We start from the raw sequence: 23,841 nt of genomic DNA, 5'->3' as shown, positions 1-23,841 counted from the left end.
GGTGTGGGGACTAGGGCGTGGTCAGTTCGGTGTCCACCTGGATCAGGCGGGGTCCGGTGGGGGTGGTCTTCAGCTGTGCGTGCAGGTCGTCCACATCGGACACCGTGGTGGCAGGCACGCCGTAACCGGCGGCGATCGCGGCGAAGTCCAGGCCGGGGATCTCGGTGCCCGGCACGTCCGTGGTGCCCAGCAGGTCGGCGAACCAGCGCAGCGCGCCGTAGGTGCCGTTGCGCAGGATCACGAACGTCACCGGCACCCGGTACCTGGCCGCGGTCCACAGCGCGGTGATGCCGTAGTTCGCGGAGCCGTCGCCGATGACGCCGACCACCGGGCGGCCGGGCAGGCCCATCGCGACCCCGACCGCGGCGGGCATGCCGAACCCGAGTCCGCCTGCGGCGGGCCAGAAGTAGGAGCCGGGGCGGCGCAGGTCCATCTGCCGCCACCACGCCGAGTTGGTCGATGTGGACTCCACCACGTAGGCAGTGTCGGCGGGCTGGGTCTCGCGCAGCGCGGCGAACACCTGCTCCGGGTGCAGCGCCCGCTCGCCGGTGGCCGCCGCCGGGTTCGGCACGAACGCCGTCTCCCCCGGCTCCCGGGCGGGCAGCCGCGCGAGCAGGCCGTCCAGGACCGCGCCAGCGCTCGCGACGAGCGACTCGCCCATCGGCGCGCGGGCCGCCTCGCCCGGGTCGTCGGTGACCTGGACCAGTGTGGCGCCCTCGGGCAGGAACGGGCCGGGCACGTGCTGGTGGTAGCGGAACACCGGCGCGCCCAGCACGAGGACCAGGTCGTGGCCGTCGAGTTCGGCCGACACGGAACCGATCCCGGCGGGCAGGACGCCGCGGAACAGCGGGTGCCGGTTGGGGAACGGCAGCCGGTGCGGCGACGGGGCCACCCACACCGGCAGGGCGCGGTGCTCGGCGAAGGACACCGCGCGCTCGAAGAGCCCGAGCGTGTCGATGTCGCCGCCGAGCACCAGCACCGGGTTGCGCGCGGTGTCGAGCCGGCGGGCGAGGTCGTCGAGCTGGCCCTCGTCCGGTGACAGGCCGCGGCGGACCGTGCGGTCGAGGACCGGGTTGTCGTCGATCTCGGCGGACCAGTCGTCGTAGGGCACCGACAGGTAGGTGGGGCGGCGCTGCAGTTCGGCCTCGAACACGGCCTGCGCGAGCGAGCGCGGCACGTCGCCGGGGCAGCTGGGCTCGCCGGACCAGCCGGCCAGCGGGCGCATCAGCTGGGTGGCGTCGACGTTGGCGAGCATCGCCTCCAGCCCGATCGCCGAGCGGACCTGCTGGCCCGCGGTCAGGACCAGCGGCGAGCGGGAGTAGACGGCGTTGGTGAGGGCGCCCATCGCGTTGCCGGAGCCGGCGGCCGCGTGCAGGTTGACCAGCACCGGGCGGCCGGTGGCCTGGGCGTACCCGTCGGCCATCCCGACCACGACGCCCTCGTGCAGGCCGAGGACGTAGGTGAAGCCGTCCGGCAGTCCGGCCAGGAACGGCAGCTCATTCGAGCCGGGGTTGCCGAAGATCGTGGTGAGGCCACGGCGTTCCAGGAACTCGTGGGCGATCCTCCGGACTGTCGGCATGCGCGGTGTCCTCCTCGGCACTGGGGTAGCCCCGAGAGTGGCAGATCATCCGCCCGTGCTCCAATCAATGTTGCCGACCGCCCTCATAGACGGGATCGATGATGCGCGACTTCGACCTCAACCTCGTGCGGACGTTCGTGCTGCTCTACGAGACCCGTAGCGTCACGGCGACCGCGGAGTCACTGCACGTCACTCAGCCGACGGTGAGCTACAGCCTCCAGAAGCTGCGCCGCCGCTTCTCCGACGAGCTGTTCCGCCGCACCGGCGGCGGCCTGGCCCCGACGACCACCGCGCAGGCCCTGTACCCGTCGCTGCACCACGCGCTGGCCGAGATCGAATCCACGCTGAGCGGCGCGCACACGTTCGACCCGGCGACGGCGCGTGCCCGGTTCACGCTGTGCCTGTCGGACCTCGGCGAGGTGTCGCTGCTCCCCCGGCTGATGGCGGCGCTGCCGTCGCGGGCGCCCGGGGTCACGCTGACCGTGCGGCCGCTGGACGTGGACAGCGCGGTGGACCAGCTCGGCCGCGGCGAGATCGACGCGTTCGTCGCGTCACCGCTGATCAGCTCGCAGCGGGTGGCGCGGATCCCGCTGTTCGCGGAGGGCTACGTCGGCATGGTCGCCGCCGGTCACCCCCGGCTGCGCGGCACCTCCGCGACGCTCGCCGACCTGACGCGCGAGCAGCACATCGCGGTGTTCGGTCCCACCGGGCACCACGGCCCGCGCCGGGCGCTGGAGGCGCGTGGCCTGCTGGACCGGGTGGTGCTGGAGGTGACGCGGTTTTCGACGCTGCCGTACCTGGTGCAGGACAGCGAACTGGTCGCGATGGTCCCGCGGCTGGTCGCCGACGTCTTCGCGGCCGACCACCGCGTGCGGCTGCTGGAGCTGCCGTTCGACATCGAGCCCGCGCAGGTCTCGGTGTACGCGCGGCACGGCCACGCCCGCACCCCGGCGCAGCACTGGCTGACCGCGTTCATGCGCGAAGTCCTGTCCGAACCGGCCATCCGGGAATCACTTCTGCCGTGACGGCGTTGCGCGCGGAAAGCGATCTTGAACGGAAGGACCCGCGGATGCCGCTGACAGGCGAGTACGAGCCCGGCACGATGACGATGTCCCGCAACCAGGTCGAGCAGATCGAGGGCTCGGGCGGCACGAAGGGCGTGTCGGTGCAGGGGATGCCGGTGATCGTGCTGACGACGGTCGGGCGGAAGTCTGGGAAGCTGCGCAAGGCGCCGCTGATGCGCGTCGAGCACGACGGGGTCTACGCGGCCGTCGCGTCGCTGGGCGGGGCGCCGAAGAACCCGGTCTGGTACCTCAACGCGCTGGCCGACCCGCGGGTCGAGGTCCGCGACGGCGAGCAGGTGTTCGACATGGTCGCGCGCGAGGCGGGAGGCGACGAACGCGAAGTGTGGTGGAAGCGCGCGGTCGAGGTATTCCCGCAGTACGCGAAGTACCAGGAGTCCACGGAACGGCAGATCCCGGTGCTGGTGCTGGAACCCGCGCCCGCGCCGCACTGACTGCAAGCCGCCCTGACTGAAACCGCACAGGGTCACGGCCCGAAGGCGGTCAGGAACCGGTCCCGGAACGCGCTCATCGGCCAGACCGGCGCGTCCGGGGCCGGGCGGAGCCCGTCCTGCCAGCCCCAGCCGGTGATGCGGTCCAGCACGGCCGGATCGCGCGCCACCAGCGTCACCGGCACGTCGCGGCTCGCGCCCTCGCCGGTCACCGAGGTGTTGGGCTGGTGGTCGCCGAGGAACACCAGGACCAGGTTGTCGTCGCCGAAGGTCTCCACGTAGGAGAGCAACGCGGACAACGAGTACTCGACGGCGTCGCCGTAGGCGGCCCGCACGCGCGCCGGATCGGACCACACCTCGTCCACGGACGGACCGGTGTGGGTGAAAGTCGAGCCGTCGCCGACAGTGCCCCAGTCCACCATCCGGGGCAGCGGAGCCCACGGCCAGTGGCTGGACACCAGATCGAGCTCCGCCATCAACGGCACGTGCCCGGGCGTCATCTCGTCGCGGTGGAACGCCGACAGCGTGAACTGGTCGGGCATCGCCGCGTAGGAGAAGTTCGGGCCGCGGTAACCGATGTTGCGGCCGTCGTACAGCCGGCCGAACCGGTAGACCGCGCCCTCCGGCCAGTCCGCGCCGTTCTCCGGCTGCACGTTGACCGTGCGCCAGCCCGCCCGCGCGAACGCGCCGGAGAGGGTCAGCCGGTCGCTGCCCACGAATGTCCGGTAGCGCTGCTGGTTGTCCACCCACAGCCCGGACTCCATCGTGGAGTGCGCGAGCCAGCTGCCCCCGCCGCTGGTCGAGGACGTGAGGAACGCGCTGCGAGCGCTGAACCCGGCGGCCCGCAACCGTGCGGAGCCGGAGTCGAGCAACGCGGTCACCCCGGGGTCGTCCACCGCGACCCGGCCGTAGCTCTCCACGAAGTTGAGCAGGAAGTCCTTGCCCCGCAACGAGGTCAGCAACTGGTCGGACGGGGTGCCGCGGAAGGCGTCGGCCGCCATTTCGGCGGCGAACTCACGCTGGTCCGCCAGATCCGAGGCGACGGCGCGCGCCTCGCGGTAGGCCAGCGCGGCGGTCGTGCGGGACGCCAGCGGCAACCCGGTCAGCGCGGCCACGATCCAGACGACCGCCAGCACGGCGACCACCCGCGCGGAGACCGCGCGGTGGTCCGTGGCGACCCGCGCCAGCCGCATCGCCGCCCAGGTCGTCAACAGCACCAGCGCGACGGCGGCCAGCACCGCGCCGGCCACGGCGGCGACCCGCGCGAACCCGCCGAGCAGGCTCAGCGCCGGCCCGGCGAAGCTCCAGTCGAACACCAGGCTGAACGGGCGGTCGAACGCGCGGTGGAACCCGATGTCGGCGATCTTGAACAGCACCAGCACCCCGAGGACGGCACCGGCCACGGCGGCCACGATCCGCCGTCCGCACGGCGGCAGGACCAGCATCAGCGCGACGCCGGCCACCGCCTCCACCGGGATCCGCAGCAGCGTGGCGGGCCCGAACAGCGCCAGGTTGTTCGGCACGACCAGGGCGGCGACGACGAGCACGCACGCGAGCACGTCCGCCGCGACCCGGCGCGCGGTCACCGGTTCCGCCACAGCGTCCCCACATCACGGCCGAACGACCACACCAGCGCCGCCAGCGCGCCCCCGGCCACGACCACCGCCACGGGCCGGGGCAGCACATCGGCGACCACCACGACCAGCGCGGCGCCCTGCGCCGCGGCGACCGCCTTGCGCGCCAGGTTAGGCGTCAGCGGCCCGCGCAGCCACGGCACGAGCCACCCGGCCACCACGAACGCGTAGCGCATCGCGCCGATCAGCAGCACCCACGGCCCCAGCGTCAGCGCGACCGGCACGCAGAGCACGAGGATCAGAAAGGCGTCCACCTCCATGTCGAACCGCGCGCCCAGCGGCGACACGGTCCCGGTGCGGCGGGCGACCTGGCCGTCGACCGCGTCCAGCGCGAGCGCGACCGCCGCCAGCGCGACCAGCACCGGCCCGGACAGCCCGGTGGCGACCAGCGCGACGACGCCGCCGACGAGCGTCGCGCGGGCGAGCGTGACCCGGTCCGCGGGCCCCAGCACCGGCCGGCCGGACCGGCGCAACGCGGCGCCGAGCAGGCCCAGCAACGCCGCGCCGTAGGCGGCGCCGGCGAGCCAGCCCGGCACCCCCAGGCCGAGGGTCATCGCGAGCACGTTCAGCAGCACGATCAGGCCGCACGCCGCCAGGGCCTGTTCCCGGCCGGCGGCAACCGTGCCACGCTGGGTCTGGACGATCATCGTGATCGTGTCCCTTCGCCGGAGGTGTGCCCATGACACGTGCCGCACGGGCCTTCTGGTTCAACCCGCCGGGCCCGGGCGAGGTCCGGACGGTCCCGCTGCCCGCGCGCGGGCCGGACGAGGTCGAGGTCCGGACGCTGTTCTCGGGCGTGAGCCGGGGCACCGAGACGCTCGTCTTCCGCGGCGCGGTCCCGGTGAGCCAGCACGAGTTGATGCGCGCACCGTTCCAGGAGGGCGGGTTCCCGGGGCCGGTGAAGTACGGCTACCTCAACGTCGGTGTGGTCGAGGACGGGCCGCCGGAACTGGCCGGGCGCACGGTGTTCACGCTCTACCCGCACCAGACCCGGTTCGTCGTCCCGGCGAGCGCGGTCACGCCGGTGCCGGACGCGGTGCCCCCAGGACGGGCGATCCTGGCCGGCACGGTGGAGACGGCGGTGAACGCGCTGTGGGACGCCGCGCCGCTGCTCGGCGACCGGGTGGCCGTGGTCGGCGGCGGAATGGTCGGCTGCGCGGTCGCGGCGCTGCTGGCGCGGTTCCCGGCGGTGCGGGCGCAGCTGGTCGACGTGGATCCGGCGCGCGCTGCGGTGGCGGCCGCGCTGGACGTGGGGTTCGCCCTGCCTGGCGACGCCACCGACGGCTGCGACCTCGTGGTGCACACGAGCGGGACCGATGCGGGCCTGGCCAGGGCGCTGGAGCTGGTGGCGCCGGAGGGCGAGGTTCTCGAGCTGAGCTGGTACGGCGACCGGCGGGTCAGCGTGCCGCTCGGCGAGTTCTTCCACTCGCGGCGGCTGACGATTCGCGGCAGCCAGGTCGGCATGGTGTCCCCGGCCCGGCGGTCCCAGCGCAGCTTCGGCGACCGGCTCGCGCTGGCGCTGGAGCTGCTCGCCGACCCCGTGTTCGACACCCTGATCACCGGGGAGTGCGTGTTCGAGGACCTGCCTTCGGTCATGCCGGGGCTGGCCTCGGGCGCGATCCCCGCGCTGTGCCACCGCGTCGCCTACCCCGAGGAGAGCTCTTGTTCAGCGTCACCGTCCGCGACCACGTGATGGTCGCCCACAGCTTCCGCGGCGAGGTGTTCGGCCCCGCGCAGCGCCTGCACGGCGCGACGTTCGTGGTGGACGCGACGTTCCGCCGCGCCGAACTGGACGCGGACAACATCGTCGTCGACATCGGGCTGGCCACCCAGCAGCTGGGCGCCGTGCTGGCCGACCTCAACTACCGCAACCTGGACGAGGTGCCGGAGTTCGCCGGGGTCAACACGTCCACGGAGTTCCTGGCGAAGGTGATCGCCGACCGGCTCGCCGACCGCGTGCACTCGGGTGCGCTCGGCGCGGGCGCGCACGGGCTGGCGGGGATTTCGGTGACACTGCGCGAATCGCACGTGGCGTGGGCGAGTTACGACCGTGATCTTCATCCTGCCGGGTGACGTCGACGATCCGGAACTGCCCAGCGGCGGCAACGTCTACGACCGGCGGATCAGCCGCGAGCTGACCGCGCTGGGCAGGCCGGTGCGGGAGGTCGCGGTCGACGGGTCGTGGCCGCACCCCTCCCCGGCGGCGTGTGCCGCGCTGGACCGCGCGCTGGCGGCCGCCGAGCCGGGGTCGCTGGTGGTGATCGACGGGCTGGTGGCGTGCGGCGTGCCGGACGTCGTGGTGCCGCACGCCGCGCGGCTGCGGCTGGTGGTGCTGGTGCACATGCCGCTGGCCGACGAGACCGGGGCGCACGCGGAGCTGGACGCCTTGGAGCGCTCGACGTTGCGGGCGGCCTCGGCGGTGGTCACGCCCAGCGCGCGAACGGCCGCGCGGCTGGTGCGCCGCCACGGGTTGCCCCGCGACCGGGTGCACGTGGTCACGCCGGGCACGGATCCCGCGCCGCTGTCGTCGGGTGAGGAACTGCTGTGCGTGGCGTCGCTGACCCCGCACAAGGGGCAGGACATGCTGGTCGAGGCCCTCGCCGCGGTGGCGGATCTGGACTGGGCGTGCCGCCTGGTCGGGCCGGTGCACCGCTCCCCCGCGTTCGCCGCGAGGGTGCGGGACCTGGTGGCGCGGCACGAGCTGACGGCGCGTGTGACGATCCCCGGGCCGCTGACCGGGACGGCGCTGGAGGAGGCCTACGCGCGGGCCGGGCTGCTGGTCCTGCCGTCGCGGTCGGAGACGTACGGAATGGTGGTGACGGAGGCGCTGGCGCGCGGGATTCCGGTGCTGACCTCGGTGGAGACCGAGGCGCTCGGCCGGGCGGCGGACGGCACACCGCCCGGGACCGTGGTGCCGCCCGGCGACGTGGACGCGCTGGCCGGGGCCCTGCGCTCGTGGCTGACCTCGGCGGGAACGCGGTCGGCCCTGCGCCGGGCGGCGCGGTCCCGGCGCGACGGGTTGTTGCCGTGGACGACCACCGCGCGGGTGATGGACCGGATCCTGTTTGAACCGGAACCGGGTGCGCGCCCGTGACAAGGGTGTGGCACACGACCGATGGGACGGCGCCGGACCCGGCAGCACGGACACGACCCGCTGCGCACCGGACTGGCTGGCGCTGCGCGAACCCGCCGACGCGGCCGCGCGGGCGCCGGAGCTGCTCACCCCGCTCCGGCGGTGGCTGGCCGGACGTCCCGCCCCGCTGGTCGTCCAGGACCTCGGCTCCGGCACCGGGTCGGTGGGCCGCTGGCTGGCGCCGCGGCTGGGCGTCCCGCAGCACTGGGTGCTGCACGACCGCGACCCCGGCCTGCTCGTCCGCGCCTCCGTCCGGGGGGCGACGTTCGAGACCCGCTGCGGGGAGCTCGCCGGCCTGGACCTGACCGGCACCTCGCTGCTCACCGCGTCGGCGCTGCTGGACCTGCTGACACCGTCCGACGTGGACACGATCGCCGGCGCGTGCGCCGCGGCGGGGTGCGCGGCCCTGCTGACGTTGTCGGTCGCCGGGCGGGTCGAGCTGACGCCCGCGGACCCGCTCGACGCCGACCTCGCCGTGGCCTTCAACGCGCACCAGCGGCGCGGCGAGCTGCTCGGCCCGGACGCGGTCACGGTGGCGACCTGGGCGTTCGAGCAGCTCGGCGCGACCGTGCACCGCGCCCCCAGCCCGTGGCGGCTCGGGCCGGACCAGAGTGAGCTGACCGAACAGTGGTTGCGCGGCTGGGTCGCCGCCGCCCGCCGGCAGGAACCGTGGCTGGACACCGAGGCCTACACCCGGCGGCGGCTGGCCGCCTGCGCCGCGGGCGAACTCGAGGTGGTCGTGCACCACACCGACCTGCTGGCGATCGGAGCCCGATGACGACCCGCACCAGACCGCGGCTCAGCGACCCCGATCGGCCACGCCCACGCGCACGATCGGAGCCCGATGACCACCCCCACCGCCAGGACAGCGGCCCGCCTCTGGCCCTGGCTGCACTCACTCGCCACAGCCGCCATCCCCGCCACCCTCACCGGGCAGGCCGGCGCCGGGGTGTTCCTCACCGGGCTGGAGCTCATCAACGCGCAATCGGGCGTGCTCCCCCTGTTGAACGGAGCCCGATGACCACTCCCACCGCCGCCCGCGCACCGACAGCCCGCCTGTGGCCGTGGCTGCGCCTGCTCACCGCGGCCGGCATCCTCGCCACCCTGTTCTGGAAGGTCGGCAGCGGCGCGTTTCTCACCGGGCTGGGGCTCATCGACACGGAATCGGTCGTGCTCGCGCTGGCGATCGGGCTGCTGACCACCGTCACCGCCGCCGGGCGATGGGTCCTCGTCACCCGCGGCCTCGGCCTGCCGCTTCAGCTGCCGGCCGCGGTCGCCGCCTACTACCGCTCGACCCTGCTCAACTCGGTGCTGCCCGCCGGAGTGCTCGGCGACGTCGACCGCGCGGTCAGCCACGGCCACGACTCCGGCGACGTGGGCCGCGGCGTCCGCGCCGTGGTGCTCGAACGGTTCGCCGGGCAGGCCGTGCTGCTCGTCGCCGGCGTCACCGTGCTGGCCCTCCACCCGGACCTGCTGCCGGGCCTGTCCACCGGCCCCGGGCTGCTCGTCCTGCTGGGTGCCGCGCTCGTGGTCGCCGGGCTGCTCGCCGCGAAACCGGCCTGGCGCGGCGCGGCCACCCGGACCCTCGCCGACGCCCGCGGCCTGCTCGGCGGGCCCACCGCGGCGGGGATCGTGGCGCTGTCGGCGCTCACCATCGCCGGGCACGTCGCGATGTTCGTCCTCGCCGCGCGGCTGGCCGGGGTGACCGCGCCGGTGACCACCCTCGTCCCGCTGGTCGTGCTCGCGCTGGTCGTCATGGCGCTGCCGCTCAACATCGGCGGCTGGGGGCCGCGCGAGGGGTTCACCGCGGTCGCCTTCGGGGCCACCGGCCTCGGCGCGGGCGCGGGCGTCACCACCGCTGTCGTCTACGGGGTGCTCTCGCTCGTCGCGGCGCTGCCGGGGGTCCTGGCGCTCAGGAGGCGAGAAGGGGCAGGTGCGCCCGGAACGCGCGGGCCAGCGCGTCCAGCACCTTCCGGCCTTTCTCCGGTGTAGCCAGTGACGGATGACCGGCCACGCCCGATTCCGTGTAGGGGGCCAGTCCGAGCGAGAGGAGGTGGCGCAGATCGCCGGGTGCCGAGTCCGCGGTCTCGTAGCCCGGTCTGACCACCTCCGGGGCGGCGCAGAGCAGGATCGAAGTCTCCAGCTCGCCGGCGTGCATGTCCTCGTCGTTGGAGGTGCGCACACCCGCCGCCGCGCGCGCCTCCTGCCACTCGCCGTAGGTGGGGAACAGCACCATCGAGCCGCCGGCCTGCTGCACGACGTTGGCCAGGACGTGGTTGCCGCCGTGCCCGTTGACCAGCACGAGCCTGCCCACCCCGGAGGCCCGCAGCGACGTGGCGATGTCCTCGACCACCGCGACCAGCGTGGTGACCGAGATGCTCACCGTGCCCGGCCACGCGGCGTGCTCGTGCGAGCAGGACACCGTGACCGGCGGCAGCAGCCAGAAGCCGTGGTCCTGCGCGATCCGCGACGCGACCGCGCAGGCGATCAGGGTGTCGGTGGTCAGCGGCAGGTGCGGGCCGTGCTGTTCCAGGCTCCCGACGGGCAGCACCGCCACGGCGGCCCCGCGCACGTCGTCGGTGGTGTCCGGCGGCAGCGGATTCATCAGATCAGGTATACCGGGTAGGGCAAGTTCCCGGTCGACGACGAGGGGAACCCATGGAGATCGCCGAATCGACGCTGGTCACCCGGCGCGGCAAGTTCCGCAGCGTGGCGTTCCGGGACGGCGCCGAGCACCTGGCGCTCGCCCACGGACGGCTGCGCCGCGACGACGTGCTGGTGCGGGTGCATTCGGAGTGCCTCACCGGCGACGTGTTCGGCGCGGTGCGCTGCGAGTGCGGTGAACAGCTGGACGCGGCGCTGGACGCCATCGTGTGCGAAGGCAGCGGAGTGCTGGTGTACCTGCGCGGGCACGAGGGACGCGGGATCGGACTGGTGGCGAAGGTGCGCACGCACGTGCTGCAGGACGAAGGGCTGGACACGGTCGACTCGGCCACCAGCCTCGGGCTGCCGGTCGACGTGCGCGACTACAGCCCCGCCGCGCGGGTGCTGCGCCACCTGGGCGTGCGGTCGGTGCGGCTGATGTCCAACAACCCGGACAAGATCGCGGCGCTGGAGTCGAACGGGATCCGCGTGTCGGCACGGGTCCCGCTGCTGGCGCCGGCCAGCCCGGACAACATCCGGTACCTGACCGCCAAGCGCGACCGCCTCGGGCACGTCCTGCCGCAGGTGGACACCTTCGACGTCGCGGAGCACTGACGTGGACCACCTGAGCCTGCTGCCCGTCGCCAGGGAAGCCGTCGCGATCGGGCGGCGCATCGTCACCTCCCGCGCGCCGCGGTCGGTGACCGCGAAGAGCGAGCGCGACCTGGTGACCGACATCGACCTGGCGGTCGAGGAGGCGGTGCGGGAGTTCCTCGCACGGGAGACGCCGGACATCGGGCTGGTCGGCGAGGAGCACGGCGGCGAGCGGGGCGCGCTGTGGTGGGTGCTGGACCCGGTCGACGGGACGGCGAACTTCGCGCGCGGCATCCCACTCACCGGGATCTCGCTGGCTCTGGTGTCCGGCGAGCGCAGCGTGGTGGCGGCGATCGACCTGCCGTTCCTCGACACGGTCTACACCGCGGTCGAGCACTACGGCGCCTTCGCCGGGGACACGCGGATCGCCGTCTCCGGGGCGTCAGAGCTGGCCGACGCGATGGTGTCGCTGGGCGACTTCGCCGTGGGCGCGGACGCCGGGCCGAAGAACCGGCTGCGGCTGGCGTTGCTGGAGCAGCTGGGCGCGCGGGCGGAACGGGTGCGGATGATCGGCACCGCCGCGGCCGACCTGGCGTGGGTCGCGCACGGCCGCCTGGACGCGACGATCATCCTGTCGAACCTGCCGTGGGACACGATGGCGGGCGTGCTGCTGGTGCGGGAGGCGGGCGGGCTGGTCCTGGACGCCGACGGCAGCGACCACACGGTGTCCTCGGCGTCGACGATCGCACTGGCTCCGGGGCTGCGGGACGTGGTGCTGGAACTGTTGCGCGCGTGCTGACGACGCGACTCGACACCGCCCGGATCCGGGCCGCCCGCACCGTGATCGACCCGGTGTTCCTCGACACCCCGTGCTACCGCTGCGACGCGCTGGAACCCGTCCTCGCCTGCGCGGTCGGCATCAAACTCGAAACGGCCAACCCGGTGCGCTGCTTCAAGGGCCGCGGGACCGAGGTGATCGCTGACGCGCTCGGCTCGGGTGCGGTGGTGTGCGCGAGCGCGGGCAACCTCGGGCAGGCGCTGGCCTGGTCCGGCCGCCGCCGGGGGCTCGACGTCACGGTCGTGGCCGCGCGGTCCGCGCCGGTGGCGAAGCTCGACCGGATCCGGGCGCTGGGCGCGCGGCTGGAGCTGGTGGACGGCGACTTCGAGCGGGCACGGGAACAGGCGGCGGACATCGCGCGGCACCACGACATCCGGCTGGTGGAAGACAGCCTGGACCTCGAAACGTGCGAGGGCGCGGCGACGATCGGCCTGGAACTGGTGGAGCAGGCGCCGTCGGCCGACGTCGTCCTGATCGCCCTGGGCGGCGGGGCGATGGCGACCGGGGTGGGGCACGTGCTGAAGGCGCTCGCGCCCGGGGTCGAGGTGATCTGCGTGCAACCGCTGGGCGCGCCCGCGATGACCCTGTCCTGGCGGCAGCGGCGGGTCGTGACGACGGAGTCGGCGGAGACGATCGCCGACGGCGTCGCCGGTCGCTTCCCGATCCCGGAGGTGCTGGACGACCTGCTGCAGGTGGCCGACGACGCGGTCCTGGCGCGCGAGGAGTCGATCACCACGGGGATGCGGCTGCTGCTCGACCACGCCGGCCTGGTGGTCGAGCCGTCGGCGGCGCTCGGGGTGGCCGCGGTGCTGGAGGACCGCGAGCGCTTCGCCGGGCGGCACGTGGTCACGATCATCTGCGGGAGCAACGTGGACCCGGACACTCATCGGCGCTGGACCAGCCGTTAGCCGCGATCGCCGCACCGGCGAGGAGCCCTGGCCAGCGGCCGACCTGCCCACCGGCGGCCGGCCGCAGGCACCACTTCGCCGCCAACCGCTAACCGCGCCGGCCAGCCTCCCCGGAGCGGCGCTGTGGTCCACCGGTCACCGGCGTCCGGATCGGGCCACTGATAGTCTCGCCAGGAATATTCTTCCGCGCGAGACGTTTTACCGGCCGAACACCAGATCAGCAGGAGGCTGTCATGCAGTTCGGGATCTTCTCCGTCAGCGACGTGACCACGGATCCGACGACCGGCGAAACTCCGGACGACACCCAGCGCGTGCGGTCGATGCTGACCATCGCCCAGCACGCCGACCAGGCCGGGCTCGACGTCTTCGCCACCGGCGAGCACCACAACCCGCCGTTCGTCGCGTCCTCGCCCACCACCATGCTCGGCTACCTGGCCGGCGTGACCAAGGACATCATCCTGTCCACCTCGACGACGCTGATCACCACCAACGACCCGGTGAAGATCGCCGAGGACTACGCCATGCTGCAGGTCATCTCGGGCGGCCGGATGGACCTGATGATGGGCCGCGGCAACACCGGCCCGGTCTACCCGTGGTTCGGCCAGGACATCCGCCAGGGCATCCCGCTGGCGATCGAGAACTACGCCCTGCTGCGCCGCCTCTGGGAGGAGGACGTGGTCGACTGGGAGGGCAACTTCCGCACCCCCCTGCGCGGCTTCACCGCCACCCCGCGCCCGCTCGACGGGGTCCCGCCGTTCGTCTGGCACGGCTCGATCCGCAGCCCGGAGATCGCCGAGCAGGCCGCCTACTACAGCGACGGCTTCTTCCACAACAACATCTTCTGGCCCATGTCGCACACGAAGCAGATGGTGCGCTTCTACCGCCAGCGCTTCGAGCACTACGGGCACGGCCCGGCCGACACCGCGATCGTCGGGCTCGGCGGGCAGGTCTTCATGCGCAAGAACTCCCAGGACGCGTGGAACGAGTTCCGCCCCTACTTCGACAACGCCCCGGTCTACGGCCACGGCCCGTCGATGGAGGACTTCACCGCGACGACCCCGTTGACGGTCGGCAGCCCGCAGCAGGTGATCGACCGGTACGCGAGCATGCGCGAGGACGTCGGCGACTACCAGCGCCAGCTGTTCCTCATCGACCACGCCGGCCTGCCCCTGAAGACCGTGCTGGAGCAGATCGACCTGCTCGCCGAGGAGGTCGTTCCGGTGCTGCGCAAGGAGATGGAGGCCAAGCGCCCCGAGCACGTGCCGGCGAACCCGCCCAGCCACGCCGAGCGGGTCGCCGCCGCGCGGGCCAAGGCCGCCGAGGACAAAGCCGGGGCTCCCGCGGTCAGCTGACCCGGCCGGCAACCGGCAACCGGCCCCGGCGCGGCGAAGCCCAGCCGGTCCGGTCGTCACGAACTCGGCTGCGCCCGGTGACGGGCCACCGCGGGCACGGCGTCCCGGCGCCCGGCTGCCGGCTGCCCGGCCCACCGCCGCGCCGCCAGCTTGCCCAGCTCCCACAGCACCAGCAGCACCACCGGCGGCACCAGCGCCCAGCCGAACTGCAGCGCCGTCAGCTCGGTGGTGCCCAGCAGGCGCTGGAAGCCGTCCACCTGCGTGACCAGCACCGCGAGCACGAACTCGGCGAACACCGCCCAGTTCAGCTGCTTGCTGTCGAACGTCGAGGGGGTCAGCACCGACGCCGTCTCGTTGCGGCACTCCAGCCCCGCCACGATCAGGCACAACGCGAACGTGGTGAACGCGATCGAGTTGGCCACCGCCGGATCGAACCGGTCCGCGCCCAGGTACAGCACGGCCAGCAGCATCGCGCTGATCACCAGCCCGGACACCCCGACCGTGACCACCACGCCACGGCTGAGCACCGACGAGCCCCGCGGTCGTGGCGTGCGGTTCATCAGCCCCGGGCTCTCCCGGTCGAACCCGAGCGCGAAGCCGAACGCCGCGTTGACGAAGAAGTGGATCCACAGCACCTGCGCCGGGTTGAACGGCTCCCCGGCGGCGATGCCGAACAGCGCCGCGCCGAGGAAGGTCAGCACGAACACGACCAGCAGGACGAGCACGAACCGGATGTACTTGGTCAGGTTGTCGTAGATCTTGCGGCCCTGTTCGACCGCGAACACGATGGTGGCGAAGTTGTCGTCGGAGAGCACCATCCGGCCCGCGTTCTTCGCCACCTCGGTGCCGCTGCCCATCGCGATGCCGATGTCCGCGGCCTTGATGGCGGGCGCGTCGTTGACCCCGTCCCCCGTCATCGCCACCACGTCGCCCTTCTTCTTCAGCGTTTCGGCGAGCAGCACCTTGTGCTCGGGCGCGACCCGGCCCAGCACGCCGATGTCGTCGATGCGGCTCATCCTTTCCGCTTCGGGCAGCGCCGCGAAGTCCGCGCCCAGCATGGCCTGTCCGGGGATGCCGAGCTGCGCGGCGATCGCGGCGCCGGTGATCACGTCGTCACCGGTGACCATGCGCACCCGGATGTGGGCCGCGCGGGCGCTCGCGACCGCCTCCGCCGACGTGTCCCGCGGCGGGTCCACCATGCCGACCAGGCTCGTCACCTTCAGGCCGGTGACGTGGCCGAGCAGGTCGCCGTGCGGGTCGAACCCGGCGGGGTCGATGTCCCGCGTGGCGGCGGCCATCACCCGCATGCCCTGCCCCTCCATCCGTTCCAGGTGCGCCTGCGCCCGCGCGGACAGGTCCGCGTCCCAGGCGAGCGTGCCCGAAGCGGACAGTGCGCTGCCGGCGCGGGACAGCACGGCGGGCGCGGCACCCTTGACGTAGCACCGGACCACCGGTTCGCCTGCCGCGTTGGGTGCCCGGTGGAAGGTCGCCATCAGCTTGTACGCCGGGTCGAAGGGCAGCGTGGCCAGCCGGGGAAGCGCTTCCCGGGTGCCTTCCACGTCGATCCCGGCCTTGTGCCCCAGCACGAGCAGCGCGCCTTCGGTGGGATCGCCGACGACCTTGCCACCGACCAGCCGCGCGTCGCTGGCGACGAGGTACGGCAGGATGGCCTCGCCGATGCCGTCCGCGGACCCAGCCACCCGGTGGATGCGGCCGTCCAGGTCGTACCCGCTGCCCGACACGGTGTAGCGGTCGCCCGGGTCCACCACCTCCACCGCGGTCATCTGGTTCATCGTGAGCGTGCCGGTCTTGTCCGAGTTGATCGCCGAGATGAAGCCCAGGGTCTCGACCGAGGGCAGGTCCTTGACGATCGCGTTGCGCTTGGCCAGGTCCACACCACCGAGCGACAGAATCGTCTGCGTCACCGTCGGCAGCGCCTCCGGGATCGCCGCGATCGCGAGCGACACCGCGCTGACGAACAACGCGTCCCACGCCTGGCCCCGGTTGTGCCCGAGCACGAACATCACGATCATGGTCAGCCCGGCGGCCCCGGCGATCCACAGCGTGAGCCGGTTCAGCTCCCTGGTCAGCGGCGACTGCTCCGGCTCGGTGGCCGACAGCATCCCGGAGATCCGGCCCAGCTCGGTGCCCGCGCCGGTCGCGGTGACCACCACGGTGCCGCTGCCGTGGGTCACCGGTGTGTGCATGAACGCCATGTTCGCCTGGTCCCCCGGTCCCAAGTGGTCACCGTCGAGCACCTCCGCGCTCTTCACCGCGGGCACGCTCTCCCCCGTCAGCGCCGACTCGTCGATCTGCAGCGCGGCGGCCCGCACGATCCGGCCGTCCGCGGGCACCTCGTCGCCCGCCGTGATCAGCACGACGTCGCCGGCGACGAGTTCCTCGGCGGGCACGACAGCCTCCTGCCCGTCACGGCGGACCCGCGCCGTCGCCTTCATCATCTTCTTGAGCGCGTTCATCGCGCTGTCGGCCTTGCCCTGCTGCCGCAGCCCGACGACCGCGTTAAGCACGGTCAGGACCACCAGCAGGACCGCCGTCGTCCACTGCTGGATCGCCAGCGACACCGCCGCGGCGGCGACCAGGATCATTTGCATGTAGCTGCGGTACTCCGCGAGGAATCGCAGCCATCCCGGGCGGGGTTTCTCCTCGGGGAGCGCGTTGGGACCGTTCGCGCGCAGCAACTCCGCCGCGCGTGCCGCGGTCAGGCCGCGGTCCGGGTCGACGCCGAAGAACGCGGCGGTGTCCTCGGCCGTGCGGGTGCACCACGATCCGGCGGGCGCGGCCCGCGTGCCGGAGCTTTGCACCATGTCGCCACCTCCGTTCAGGCCCGGCCGGCCGCGGCACGCCCGTGCCGTGCGGGCGCCGGTTCGGTTTCGGCCACGAGTTTCGCCCGCGCGTCCCGCAGCTCGTCGCGGGCTTCGCTGCTCACCCGCGGGTACTGGGGGTCGAGCTCGATCAGCGTGTGCGCCAGCACCGCGCCCGCGCACAGGCGCGCGAACCACTTGCGGTCCGCCGGGACGACGTGCCACGGCGCCCACGCCGTGCTCGTCGCGGACAGCATCTCGGAGAACGCGTGCTGGTAGTCGCTCCAGTACGCCCGCTCCCGGATGTCGGCCGCGGAGAACTTCCAGTTCCGCTCGGGCACGTCGATGCGCTTGAGGAACCGCGCCCGCTGTTCGGACCAGGACAGGTTGAGGAACAGCTTCACCACGGCGAACCCGTTGTCGCTCAGGTACCGCTCCCAGTCGTTGATCTCGCGGTAGCGCCGGGCCCAGAGGTCCTTGCCCAGCGACCCGGCGGGCAGGCGCTGCCGGTCCAGGTGCTCCGGATGCACGCGCACCACGAGGACCTCCTCGTAGTGCGAGCGGTTGAAGATCCCGATCTCGCCACGGGCGGGTAGACGGCAGGCGTAGCGCCACAGGTAGTCGTGCCCCAGTTCGGCCGTGGACGGCACCTTGAAGCTGCTCACCGCCACGCCCTGCGGGTTCACCCCGCTCATCACGTGCCGGATCGTGCCGTCCTTGCCGCCGGCGTCGAGAGCCTGCAGGCACAGCAGGACACCGTGCGTGCCCTGGGCCGCGAGCCTGCGCTGGTACTCGGCGAGCAGTTCGACACCGGTCCGCAACAGCTCGCGGCCCTCCCGCTTCTTCGTGACCCCGGCCTTGAACGCCGGGTCGAAGTCCCTGTCCAGCTTCACCTTCGAGCCCGGCTCGACGCGGAAGGGCTCGATGAACTTCGCGATCCGCTTGGCCCGTACGTCGTTCATGTCGGTGGCTCCTGTTCCGTCAAGGGTCTTTCGTCTCCTCCGGTGGGGACCGAGGCCCCGGTTCGCCGAACCCGTGTCCGGTTACCATCGGCCGGGGAAGGATTTGCGTCATGTCCCACTGGGTTCCCGGTCTGCGGCAGATCAGGTCGTACGAGCGCCGCTGGCTGGCGAAGGATCTCGTGGCCGGTGTCGTTCTCACGACCCTGCTGGTGCCGCAGGGCATGGCGTACGCGGAGCTGGCCGGCCTGCCCGCCATCACCGGGCTGTACACGTCCATCCTGTGCCTGCTCGGGTACGCCGTGTTCGGGCCGTCGCGGATTCTCGTGCTGGGGCCGGATTCCTCGCTCGGACCGATGATCGCCGCGACGATCCTGCCGCTCGTCGCGGCCGGCGGCGACCCCGGGCGTGCCGTCGCCCTCGCTTCGATGCTCGCGATCCTGGTCGCCGCCATCATGATCGTCGCATCGGTGGCCAAGCTGGGGTTCATCGCGGACCTCATCTCCAAGCCGACGATGATCGGCTACCTCAACGGGCTCGCGCTGACCATCGTCGTGGGACAGCTGCCGAAGCTGTGCGGGTTCAGCGTCGACGCCGACGGCCTCATCGCCGAGATCGGCGCCGTGGCGCGGGGGATCTTCGGCGGCGACGTCAACGGCGCCGCCGCCGCGGTCGGGATCTGCGGCGTCGCCGCGATCCTGGGGCTGCAGCGCTGGCTGCCCAAGATCCCCGCCGTGCTGGTCGTGGTCGTGCTGGCGATCGCCGCGGTCCCCCTGTTCGACCTGGCCGCACGCGGCGTGGACCTGGTCGGCGTGCTGCCGAAGGGCTTCCCGCCGCTGTCCATTCCGGACATCGGCCTGTCCGACCTCGCTCCGCTGTTCGCCGGGGCGCTGGGCATCGCGCTGGTCTCGCTCGCCGACACGATCTCCACGGCGTCGGCGTTCGCCGCCCGCACCGGGCAGGAGGTCCACGGCAACCGGGAGATGGCGGGCATCGGCGTGGCGAACCTCGCGGCCGGGCTGTTCCAGGGTTTCCCCGTCAGCACCAGCGGATCCCGCACCGCGGTCGCCCAGCAGGCCGGCGCGCGGACCCAGCTGACCGGCGTCGTCGGCGCCGTCCTGATCACGGTCATGATCCTGGTCGCGCCCGGCCTGTTCCGGAACCTGCCGCAGCCGGTGCTCGCCGCGATCGTGATCACCGCGGCGTTGTCGCTCGCCGACGTCCGGGGCACCGTGCGGCTCTGGCGGCAACGCCGGACCGAGTTCCTCCTGTCGGCCGCTGCCCTCCTCGGCGTCGCGCTGCTGGGCGTGCTGCCCGGGATCGCGGTCGCGGTGGTGCTGTCGATCCTCAACGTGTTCCGGCACGCGTGGCTGCCGTACCAGACGGAACTGGGCAAGGCCGACGGGGTGCCCGGCTACCACGACGTCCGGTCCTACCCGGACGCGCGGCGGCCCGCCGGTCTGGTGATCTTCCGGTTCGACGCACCGCTGATCTTCGCCAACGCCAAGACCTTCCGGGAGGCGGTGCGCCGTCTCGCGGCGCGCGACCCGGCGCCGCACTGGATCGTCGTCGCCGCCGAGCCGGTGACCGATGTGGACACCACGGCGGCGGACATGCTGCGGGACCTCGACGACGAGCTCAACGCACTCGGCACGCACCTCGTGCTCGCCGAGCTGAAGGACCCGGTACGGCGCAAGATCGACCGCTACGAGCTGACCCGCACGCTGGATCCGGACCATTTCTACCCCACCGTCTCCTCCGCAGTGGAAGCGTTCTGCCGCCGCACCGGGAACGGCTGGGTCCCGGTCAGTGCAGGTGCAGCAGAACCAGGTTCTTCAACAGGATCATGACCACGCCGAGCAGCCCGGCCGCGCAGGTGGCCACCACGAGCGGAACCCCGCGCAGCCGCGCCGCCCGCGCCGCCGACCAGGAATGGGCGACCAGGAGCACCACCGTGGTCACGAGCCCGACGTTCGCCGCCGTGAGCGGTGTGGCGCCGGCCAGCCGGGCCAGCAGGAGCGCGGCGAGCGGACCGTAGGACGCGGTCACCATCGGCCACGTGGCGCGCAGCTCCGTCCACACCTGGGCCCGGGTCGGCAGCCTCCCGCCGGAGGTGTGCTCCCCCAGGATCTCCGCGAACTCCTCGGCGGACCAGTAGACCAGGAGCGTGACCACGACGGCGACCGCCAGTGCCGCGGTGGGCAGTTGCTCGCCGACGGCGGTCAGGATCGCCGCGGTGACGATCGCCCCGTAGATGCCGGCCGCGCGTCGCCTGCCCGCCGTCCCGACGGTGGTCCGGTCAGCCGGTTCGCCGATCACCGTCCACCTCCGCCCGGTGTCCGAATCGGACGGACAGCAGCAGGTCTTCGGTGCGCCGGACCACCGCCGCCCGCTCCTCGCCGTTGTCGGCCAGCGCGCGCACGACGGGATCGTCCGGGCTGCGGCGCGCCCGCAGTTCCAGCAGCCGCGTGCGGTACGACACGGGCAGGCCGTCCGGGCTGGTGGTCAGATCGCAGTACCACAGGGCGTCGCGGACCGGTCCGCGTTCGTCGGGGAACTCCGCGAGCCGCGGCCCGAGACCGACCAGCGCGGCCACCGCGTCCGCGCCGGAGTGGTGGGCCACGAGCGCGCATACGCGTGGCGGCACGCCCAGACGGCGGAGGTAGCGCGCGCCGTCGAGCTGGTGGAACCCGACGCCCCGGACAGCGGCGGCGTACCCGATGTCGTGCAACCAGGCCGCGGCGACCAGCACCGGACGGTCGGCGGGCGCCAGCGCGAGCGCCGCGCCTTCGGCCTTGCGCCCGACTCCCTGACTGTGCGCCCACCGCCGCGGCTGTTCGTCGGCGAGCAGACGGCCTGCCGTGACCCGCGCCCACCGGTCCAGCGGGATGCCGTCGTGGTACCCGGCCACCACGCCGGATCCAGGGCCCATCGACACGCGAGACATCGCTACTCCTTCCGTCCGGCTGCCGCGCGGTGCGGCCATCGCGAGAACAGCGCCTCCCGGCGCCGGGACTGCGGTGGCCCGCGCGGCCCGGACCGCAGCAGCACGTCCGCCCAGCGGGCGCGCGGATCGAGGTCCACGAGCAGCGCCTTGGCCAGCAGGGTCATCGGGATCGCCAGGATCGCGCCGAGCGGCCCCAGCAGCCACGCCCAGAAGACCAGCGCCACGAACGTCACGGTCACCGACAACCCGACCGCGTCGCCGACGAACCGCGGCTGGATCAGCGACTGCAGCACGAAGTTGATGACGCCGTAACAGACGATCACCAGCACCATCCGGTCCACGCCGCCGGTCAGCAGGCCGAGGATCGCGGGCGGCGCCAGCCCGATCAGGAATCCGACGTTCGGGATGTAGTTGGTGATGAACGACAGCAGCCCCCACGTCAGCGCGAGCGGGATGCCGATCACCGCGAGCACCAGCGCGTCCAGTGCCGCCACGACCAGCCCGAACACCGTCGTGACCAGGAGGTAGCGCCGGGTGCCGCTGGTGAACCCGCGCAGCGCGGCGCTCACGGCGGGCCGGTCGGTGGCGATCGCGGCGATCCGTTGCCCCGCCCCGCCCGCTTCGACGCTCAGGAACAGCAGCAACGCGAGCAGGAACACCAGGTTCGACACCAGGCCCGCGACGTCGGCGAGCAGGGCGCTCAGCAGTCCGCTGAGCTTGCCCAGGTCGAGGGTTTCGGCCGCGGCGCGCAGCTGGTCCGGTCCGATGCCGATCCGGGACAGACCCGCCGAGGCGTCGCCGACGACCTGCGCGGCCTGTTCCGTGTACTGCGGCACCAGTCCGGCCAGCCGCCCGAGGGAGACGACGATCCCCAGCGTCAGCAGCGCGAGGACCCCGTAGACCAGGACGACGAGCACCGCCGTGGTCAGCCAGGCGGGCCACCCGCGGCGGCGGAGCCGGTCCTGCACCGGCGACACGGCGATCACGATCACCAGCGCGGTGAACACCGGGCCGACCAGCCAGGCCGCCGCGCGGACCCCGGCGACGACCACGACCACCGCGGCCGCGCCGAGCAGCACCACCAGCGCCCGCGGCAGCAGATCGCGGGACGGCGCGAGGCCGTCGGACGACAGCCGCGGGTTCCGCTCCTCCATCCGCCGGAGGCTAGAGCGGCGGCACCGGGTGCTGCTCATCCCGGCCGGGCGATCCGGCTCCCGGCGGAGAGGCGAGCCCGCCGGCTCGCGTGACGCCGTCAGCGCCACCACTGTGCCCGCCCGGACCGCTGGGGAGGCTGTCCTCACCCGCGCCGGGTGACCCGCCCGGCTGCTCCTCCGGGATGCGGCGGGTGAAGAACACCGCGACGATGGCCGCGAGCGCGAGCACCGCGATCGCGGCTCGCAGGCCCTGGATGCGGGCGTCCCGGTTGGACTCCACGATGCCCCGCGCCGCCCGGGCCGGAACCCCCGCCGCGGCCAGGTTCGCCTCGAGCGCCGCGTCCGAGACGAACGGCGCGCCGCCGGCCAGCTGCACCTCGGCCTGCGCGGTCACCTGGGGCGGCACGGCCGGGTTGTCGCGGATGCCGTCGAGGAACGACGACGTGAGGACCGCGATGAGGACCGATCCGGCCAGCGCGGTGCCCAGCGAGGCGCCGAGGTTGGTGAAGGTGTTTTGCAGCCCGCCGACCTCGCTGCTGCTCTCGTCGGGCACCGCCGACACCGTCACGCTGCCCAGCTGGGAGGCCAGCGCGCCGATGCCCAGCCCGGCGAGCAGCATCGGGACGGTGGTGACCTCCGGACCGGCGCCCGCGTCCAGGGCGGCGAAGAACGCCACGAGCGCCACGAACAACGTCACCAGCCCGGCCCGCACCACACGGCGCGGCGAGATGTGCGGCCACAGCTTCGGGATCCCGGCCGCCGCGGCCAGCAACGTCACCGACAGCGGCAGCAGCCGCAATCCGGTCTCCACTGTGGACAGCCCGAGCGAGATGGACAGGAACAGCGGGACGACGAAGAACAACCCGGCCTGGATCAGGTACTGGCCGGAGAACACTGTCAGGCCGGCGCGCAACCGCCGGTTGCCCAGCATCGCCGGGTCCACCAGCGGCTCCCGGCCGCGCGCGACCCGCCGCTGCTCCCACAGCAGGAACAACCACAGCACGACCCCGCCGGCCAGCACCAGCCACAGGACCAGGGACAGCCCGAGCAGCGCCGGGGCATCCGGCCGGGGCAGGATCCAGCCCCACGTCCCCGACCTGAGCACGCCGAACACCACCAGGCCCAGTCCGAGGGCGGACAGCGTCGTCCCGGCGAAGTCGAGCGCGGGCCGTTCGCCGCGCCCGGGGTCGGCCATCCGGCGCGCCAGGACCAGGATGACGAGCACGATCAGCACCTCGCCGGCGAACACCCAGCGCCAGGAGAAGTAAGTGGTCACCAGCCCGCCGAGGAGCGGGCCGACGGCGACCGCGATCGCGCCGGCGGAGGCGACCAGCCCGTAGGCCCGCGGGCGCTGCGCCTGCTCGAAGTTCGACGCGACCAGGGCCACGATCGCGGGCATGATCAGCACGGCGCCGAGCCCCTCCAGCACCGACCAGCCCACGATGAGCACCCCCAGCCCGGGGGCGAGCGAGGTGGTCAGCGAGCCGCAGCCGTAGACCACGCACCCGATCGCGAACGCCCGGCGGCGCCCGATCAGCGCCCCGATCTTGCCGCCGGTGACCATCAGCATCGCCATCACCAGCGTGTACAGGGTGATCGCGGTCTGGATGCCGGTGACGGTCGTGCCCAGGTCGTTCGCGATGGTCGCGATCGACACGTTCATCACGGAGGTGTCCAGGGTCATCAGGAACTGCCCGGCCGCGAGCGTGAGCAGCACCGTGCCACCGCGGCGCCGCGTCGCAGCCGTTGTCCGCATCCGGGGACG

23 protein-coding genes are annotated in these 23,841 nt (G+C 73.1%); 13 read left to right on the top strand and 10 right to left on the bottom strand.

Annotated features, from left to right (window positions below):
- Nucleotides 1-10 precede the first annotated feature (10 nt).
- The gene (mdlC, locus tag AMETH_RS16525) at nt 11-1,579 is read right to left on the bottom strand and encodes a benzoylformate decarboxylase (RefSeq protein ID WP_017982221.1); all 1,569 of its coding nucleotides are present in this window, start codon (nt 1,577-1,579) and stop codon (nt 11-13) included.
- Between the two features lie 98 nt (nt 1,580-1,677).
- Between mdlC and AMETH_RS16520 the strand changes: the two genes are divergently transcribed.
- A complete protein-coding gene (locus AMETH_RS16520) occupies nt 1,678-2,604 on the top strand; it encodes a LysR family transcriptional regulator (protein WP_017982220.1) in 927 nt (308 codons plus the stop codon).
- 44 nt (nt 2,605-2,648) lie between these two features.
- Complete coding sequence (locus AMETH_RS16515) at nt 2,649-3,095, top strand: nitroreductase family deazaflavin-dependent oxidoreductase (protein ID WP_017982219.1); 447 nt, start codon at nt 2,649-2,651, stop codon at nt 3,093-3,095.
- Between the two features lie 32 nt (nt 3,096-3,127).
- Here the strand turns inward: AMETH_RS16515 and AMETH_RS16510 are convergent, their stop codons facing one another.
- Both AMETH_RS16510 and AMETH_RS16505 read right to left on the bottom strand, forming a co-directional pair.
- On the bottom strand, nt 3,128-4,690 hold the full coding sequence (locus tag AMETH_RS16510) for an alkaline phosphatase family protein (RefSeq protein WP_017982218.1): 1,563 nt from the start codon (nt 4,688-4,690) through the stop codon (nt 3,128-3,130).
- Nucleotides 4,675-5,373, bottom strand: a complete 699-nt coding sequence (locus tag AMETH_RS16505; protein WP_017982217.1) for a CDP-alcohol phosphatidyltransferase family protein — start codon at nt 5,371-5,373, stop codon at nt 4,675-4,677. The genes AMETH_RS16510 and AMETH_RS16505 overlap by 16 nt, the downstream gene beginning before the upstream one ends.
- 32 nt (nt 5,374-5,405) lie before the next feature.
- Here AMETH_RS16505 and AMETH_RS16500 point away from each other — a divergent pair, with 32 nt between their 5' ends.
- The 6 genes from AMETH_RS16500 (at nt 5,406) to AMETH_RS16480 (ending at nt 9,851) form a co-directional block, all read left to right on the top strand.
- Entirely contained in the window at nt 5,406-6,419 is a 1,014-nt protein-coding gene (locus tag AMETH_RS16500; RefSeq protein WP_017982216.1) for an MDR/zinc-dependent alcohol dehydrogenase-like family protein, read from the top strand.
- A complete protein-coding gene (locus AMETH_RS16495; protein ID WP_017982215.1) occupies nt 6,389-6,799 on the top strand; it encodes a 6-pyruvoyl trahydropterin synthase family protein in 411 nt (136 codons plus the stop codon). Before AMETH_RS16500 ends, AMETH_RS16495 begins: the two co-directional genes overlap by 31 nt.
- Entirely contained in the window at nt 6,777-7,820 is a 1,044-nt protein-coding gene (locus AMETH_RS16490) for a glycosyltransferase family 4 protein (RefSeq protein WP_017982214.1), read from the top strand. The genes AMETH_RS16495 and AMETH_RS16490 overlap by 23 nt, the downstream gene beginning before the upstream one ends.
- 7 nt (nt 7,821-7,827) lie before the next feature.
- Complete coding sequence (locus tag AMETH_RS16485) at nt 7,828-8,637, top strand: SAM-dependent methyltransferase (RefSeq protein ID WP_209436878.1); 810 nt, start codon at nt 7,828-7,830, stop codon at nt 8,635-8,637.
- 66 nt (nt 8,638-8,703) lie between these two features.
- A complete protein-coding gene (locus tag AMETH_RS37995; RefSeq protein WP_017982212.1) occupies nt 8,704-8,880 on the top strand; it encodes a hypothetical protein in 177 nt (58 codons plus the stop codon).
- Nucleotides 8,877-9,851 carry a lysylphosphatidylglycerol synthase transmembrane domain-containing protein gene (locus AMETH_RS16480; RefSeq protein WP_017982211.1) on the top strand — a complete coding sequence of 325 codons (975 nt, stop codon included), beginning with the start codon at nt 8,877-8,879 and terminating at the stop codon, nt 9,849-9,851. The genes AMETH_RS37995 and AMETH_RS16480 overlap by 4 nt, the downstream gene beginning before the upstream one ends.
- Here the strand turns inward: AMETH_RS16480 and AMETH_RS16475 are convergent.
- Nucleotides 9,772-10,464 carry a creatininase family protein gene (locus tag AMETH_RS16475; protein WP_017982210.1) on the bottom strand — a complete coding sequence of 231 codons (693 nt, stop codon included), beginning with the start codon at nt 10,462-10,464 and terminating at the stop codon, nt 9,772-9,774. The genes AMETH_RS16480 and AMETH_RS16475 overlap by 80 nt on opposite strands.
- A gap of 53 nt (nt 10,465-10,517) precedes the next feature.
- Between AMETH_RS16475 and ribA the strand changes: the two genes are divergently transcribed.
- From ribA to AMETH_RS16455, 4 genes are all read left to right on the top strand, one after another.
- Nucleotides 10,518-11,117, top strand: a complete 600-nt coding sequence (ribA, locus tag AMETH_RS16470) for a GTP cyclohydrolase II (RefSeq protein ID WP_017982209.1) — start codon at nt 10,518-10,520, stop codon at nt 11,115-11,117.
- A gap of 1 nt (nt 11,118) precedes the next feature.
- A complete protein-coding gene (locus tag AMETH_RS16465; RefSeq protein WP_017982208.1) occupies nt 11,119-11,895 on the top strand; it encodes an inositol monophosphatase family protein in 777 nt (258 codons plus the stop codon).
- Nucleotides 11,889-12,842 (top strand): threonine ammonia-lyase, encoded by a 954-nt coding sequence (locus AMETH_RS16460; protein WP_017982207.1) that lies wholly within the window; start codon nt 11,889-11,891, stop codon nt 12,840-12,842. Before AMETH_RS16465 ends, AMETH_RS16460 begins: the two co-directional genes overlap by 7 nt.
- 233 nt (nt 12,843-13,075) lie before the next feature.
- Nucleotides 13,076-14,194, top strand: a complete 1,119-nt coding sequence (locus AMETH_RS16455; protein ID WP_017982206.1) for an LLM class flavin-dependent oxidoreductase — start codon at nt 13,076-13,078, stop codon at nt 14,192-14,194.
- A 56-nt stretch (nt 14,195-14,250) separates the two neighbouring features.
- On the opposite strand, the gene AMETH_RS16450 is transcribed toward AMETH_RS16455, so the two are convergent.
- Both AMETH_RS16450 and AMETH_RS16445 read right to left on the bottom strand, forming a co-directional pair.
- Nucleotides 14,251-17,019 (bottom strand): cation-translocating P-type ATPase, encoded by a 2,769-nt coding sequence (locus tag AMETH_RS16450; RefSeq protein ID WP_017982205.1) that lies wholly within the window; start codon nt 17,017-17,019, stop codon nt 14,251-14,253.
- Between the two features lie 14 nt (nt 17,020-17,033).
- A complete protein-coding gene (locus AMETH_RS16445) occupies nt 17,034-17,978 on the bottom strand; it encodes a polyphosphate kinase 2 family protein (RefSeq protein ID WP_017982204.1) in 945 nt (314 codons plus the stop codon).
- Between the two features lie 110 nt (nt 17,979-18,088).
- Between AMETH_RS16445 and AMETH_RS16440 the strand changes: the two genes are divergently transcribed.
- On the top strand, nt 18,089-19,825 hold the full coding sequence (locus AMETH_RS16440) for a SulP family inorganic anion transporter (protein ID WP_017982203.1): 1,737 nt from the start codon (nt 18,089-18,091) through the stop codon (nt 19,823-19,825).
- Here the strand turns inward: AMETH_RS16440 and AMETH_RS16435 are convergent.
- The 4 genes from AMETH_RS16435 to AMETH_RS16420 are packed head-to-tail and all read right to left on the bottom strand — an operon-like array spanning nt 19,782 to nt 23,832.
- Nucleotides 19,782-20,294: a hypothetical protein gene (locus tag AMETH_RS16435; protein WP_017982202.1), complete on the bottom strand. Its 513-nt coding sequence runs from the start codon at nt 20,292-20,294 to the stop codon at nt 19,782-19,784. The genes AMETH_RS16440 and AMETH_RS16435 overlap by 44 nt on opposite strands.
- Nucleotides 20,275-20,922: an HD domain-containing protein gene (locus AMETH_RS16430; protein WP_223843166.1), complete on the bottom strand. Its 648-nt coding sequence runs from the start codon at nt 20,920-20,922 to the stop codon at nt 20,275-20,277. The genes AMETH_RS16435 and AMETH_RS16430 overlap by 20 nt, the downstream gene beginning before the upstream one ends.
- A gap of 2 nt (nt 20,923-20,924) precedes the next feature.
- Complete coding sequence (locus tag AMETH_RS16425; RefSeq protein ID WP_017982200.1) at nt 20,925-22,076, bottom strand: AI-2E family transporter; 1,152 nt, start codon at nt 22,074-22,076, stop codon at nt 20,925-20,927.
- Between the two features lie 10 nt (nt 22,077-22,086).
- A complete protein-coding gene (locus AMETH_RS16420) occupies nt 22,087-23,832 on the bottom strand; it encodes an MFS transporter (protein WP_038532168.1) in 1,746 nt (581 codons plus the stop codon).
- Nucleotides 23,833-23,841 lie beyond the last annotated feature (9 nt).

The sequence above is a fragment of the Amycolatopsis methanolica 239 genome, from assembly GCF_000739085.1.
Classification (GTDB): Bacteria; Actinomycetota; Actinomycetes; order Mycobacteriales; family Pseudonocardiaceae; genus Amycolatopsis_E; species Amycolatopsis_E methanolica.
The sequence above is the reverse complement of the archived record's forward strand: the minus strand, read 5'-3'. Positions and strand labels throughout refer to the sequence as shown.

Excerpts from the sequence above, each read along its gene's own strand:
- mdlC (WP_017982221.1), bottom strand. The coding sequence starts at position 1,579 with ATGCCGACAGTCCGGAGGATCGCCCACGAGTTCCTGGAACGCCGTGGC.
- AMETH_RS16520 (WP_017982220.1), top strand. The coding sequence starts at position 1,678 with ATGATGCGCGACTTCGACCTCAACCTCGTGCGGACGTTCGTGCTGCTC.
- AMETH_RS16515 (WP_017982219.1), top strand. The coding sequence starts at position 2,649 with ATGCCGCTGACAGGCGAGTACGAGCCCGGCACGATGACGATGTCCCGC.
- AMETH_RS16505 (WP_017982217.1), bottom strand. The coding sequence starts at position 5,373 with ATGATCGTCCAGACCCAGCGTGGCACGGTTGCCGCCGGCCGGGAACAG.
- AMETH_RS16500 (WP_017982216.1), top strand. The coding sequence starts at position 5,406 with ATGACACGTGCCGCACGGGCCTTCTGGTTCAACCCGCCGGGCCCGGGC.
- AMETH_RS37995 (WP_017982212.1), top strand. The coding sequence starts at position 8,704 with ATGACCACCCCCACCGCCAGGACAGCGGCCCGCCTCTGGCCCTGGCTG.
- AMETH_RS16480 (WP_017982211.1), top strand. The coding sequence starts at position 8,877 with ATGACCACTCCCACCGCCGCCCGCGCACCGACAGCCCGCCTGTGGCCG.
- AMETH_RS16475 (WP_017982210.1), bottom strand. The coding sequence starts at position 10,464 with ATGAATCCGCTGCCGCCGGACACCACCGACGACGTGCGCGGGGCCGCC.
- ribA (WP_017982209.1), top strand. The coding sequence starts at position 10,518 with ATGGAGATCGCCGAATCGACGCTGGTCACCCGGCGCGGCAAGTTCCGC.
- AMETH_RS16455 (WP_017982206.1), top strand. The coding sequence starts at position 13,076 with ATGCAGTTCGGGATCTTCTCCGTCAGCGACGTGACCACGGATCCGACG.
- AMETH_RS16450 (WP_017982205.1), bottom strand. The coding sequence starts at position 17,019 with ATGGTGCAAAGCTCCGGCACGCGGGCCGCGCCCGCCGGATCGTGGTGC.
- AMETH_RS16445 (WP_017982204.1), bottom strand. The coding sequence starts at position 17,978 with ATGAACGACGTACGGGCCAAGCGGATCGCGAAGTTCATCGAGCCCTTC.
- AMETH_RS16440 (WP_017982203.1), top strand. The coding sequence starts at position 18,089 with ATGTCCCACTGGGTTCCCGGTCTGCGGCAGATCAGGTCGTACGAGCGC.
- AMETH_RS16430 (WP_223843166.1), bottom strand. The coding sequence starts at position 20,922 with ATGTCTCGCGTGTCGATGGGCCCTGGATCCGGCGTGGTGGCCGGGTAC.
- AMETH_RS16425 (WP_017982200.1), bottom strand. The coding sequence starts at position 22,076 with ATGGAGGAGCGGAACCCGCGGCTGTCGTCCGACGGCCTCGCGCCGTCC.
- AMETH_RS16420 (WP_038532168.1), bottom strand. The coding sequence starts at position 23,832 with ATGCGGACAACGGCTGCGACGCGGCGCCGCGGTGGCACGGTGCTGCTC.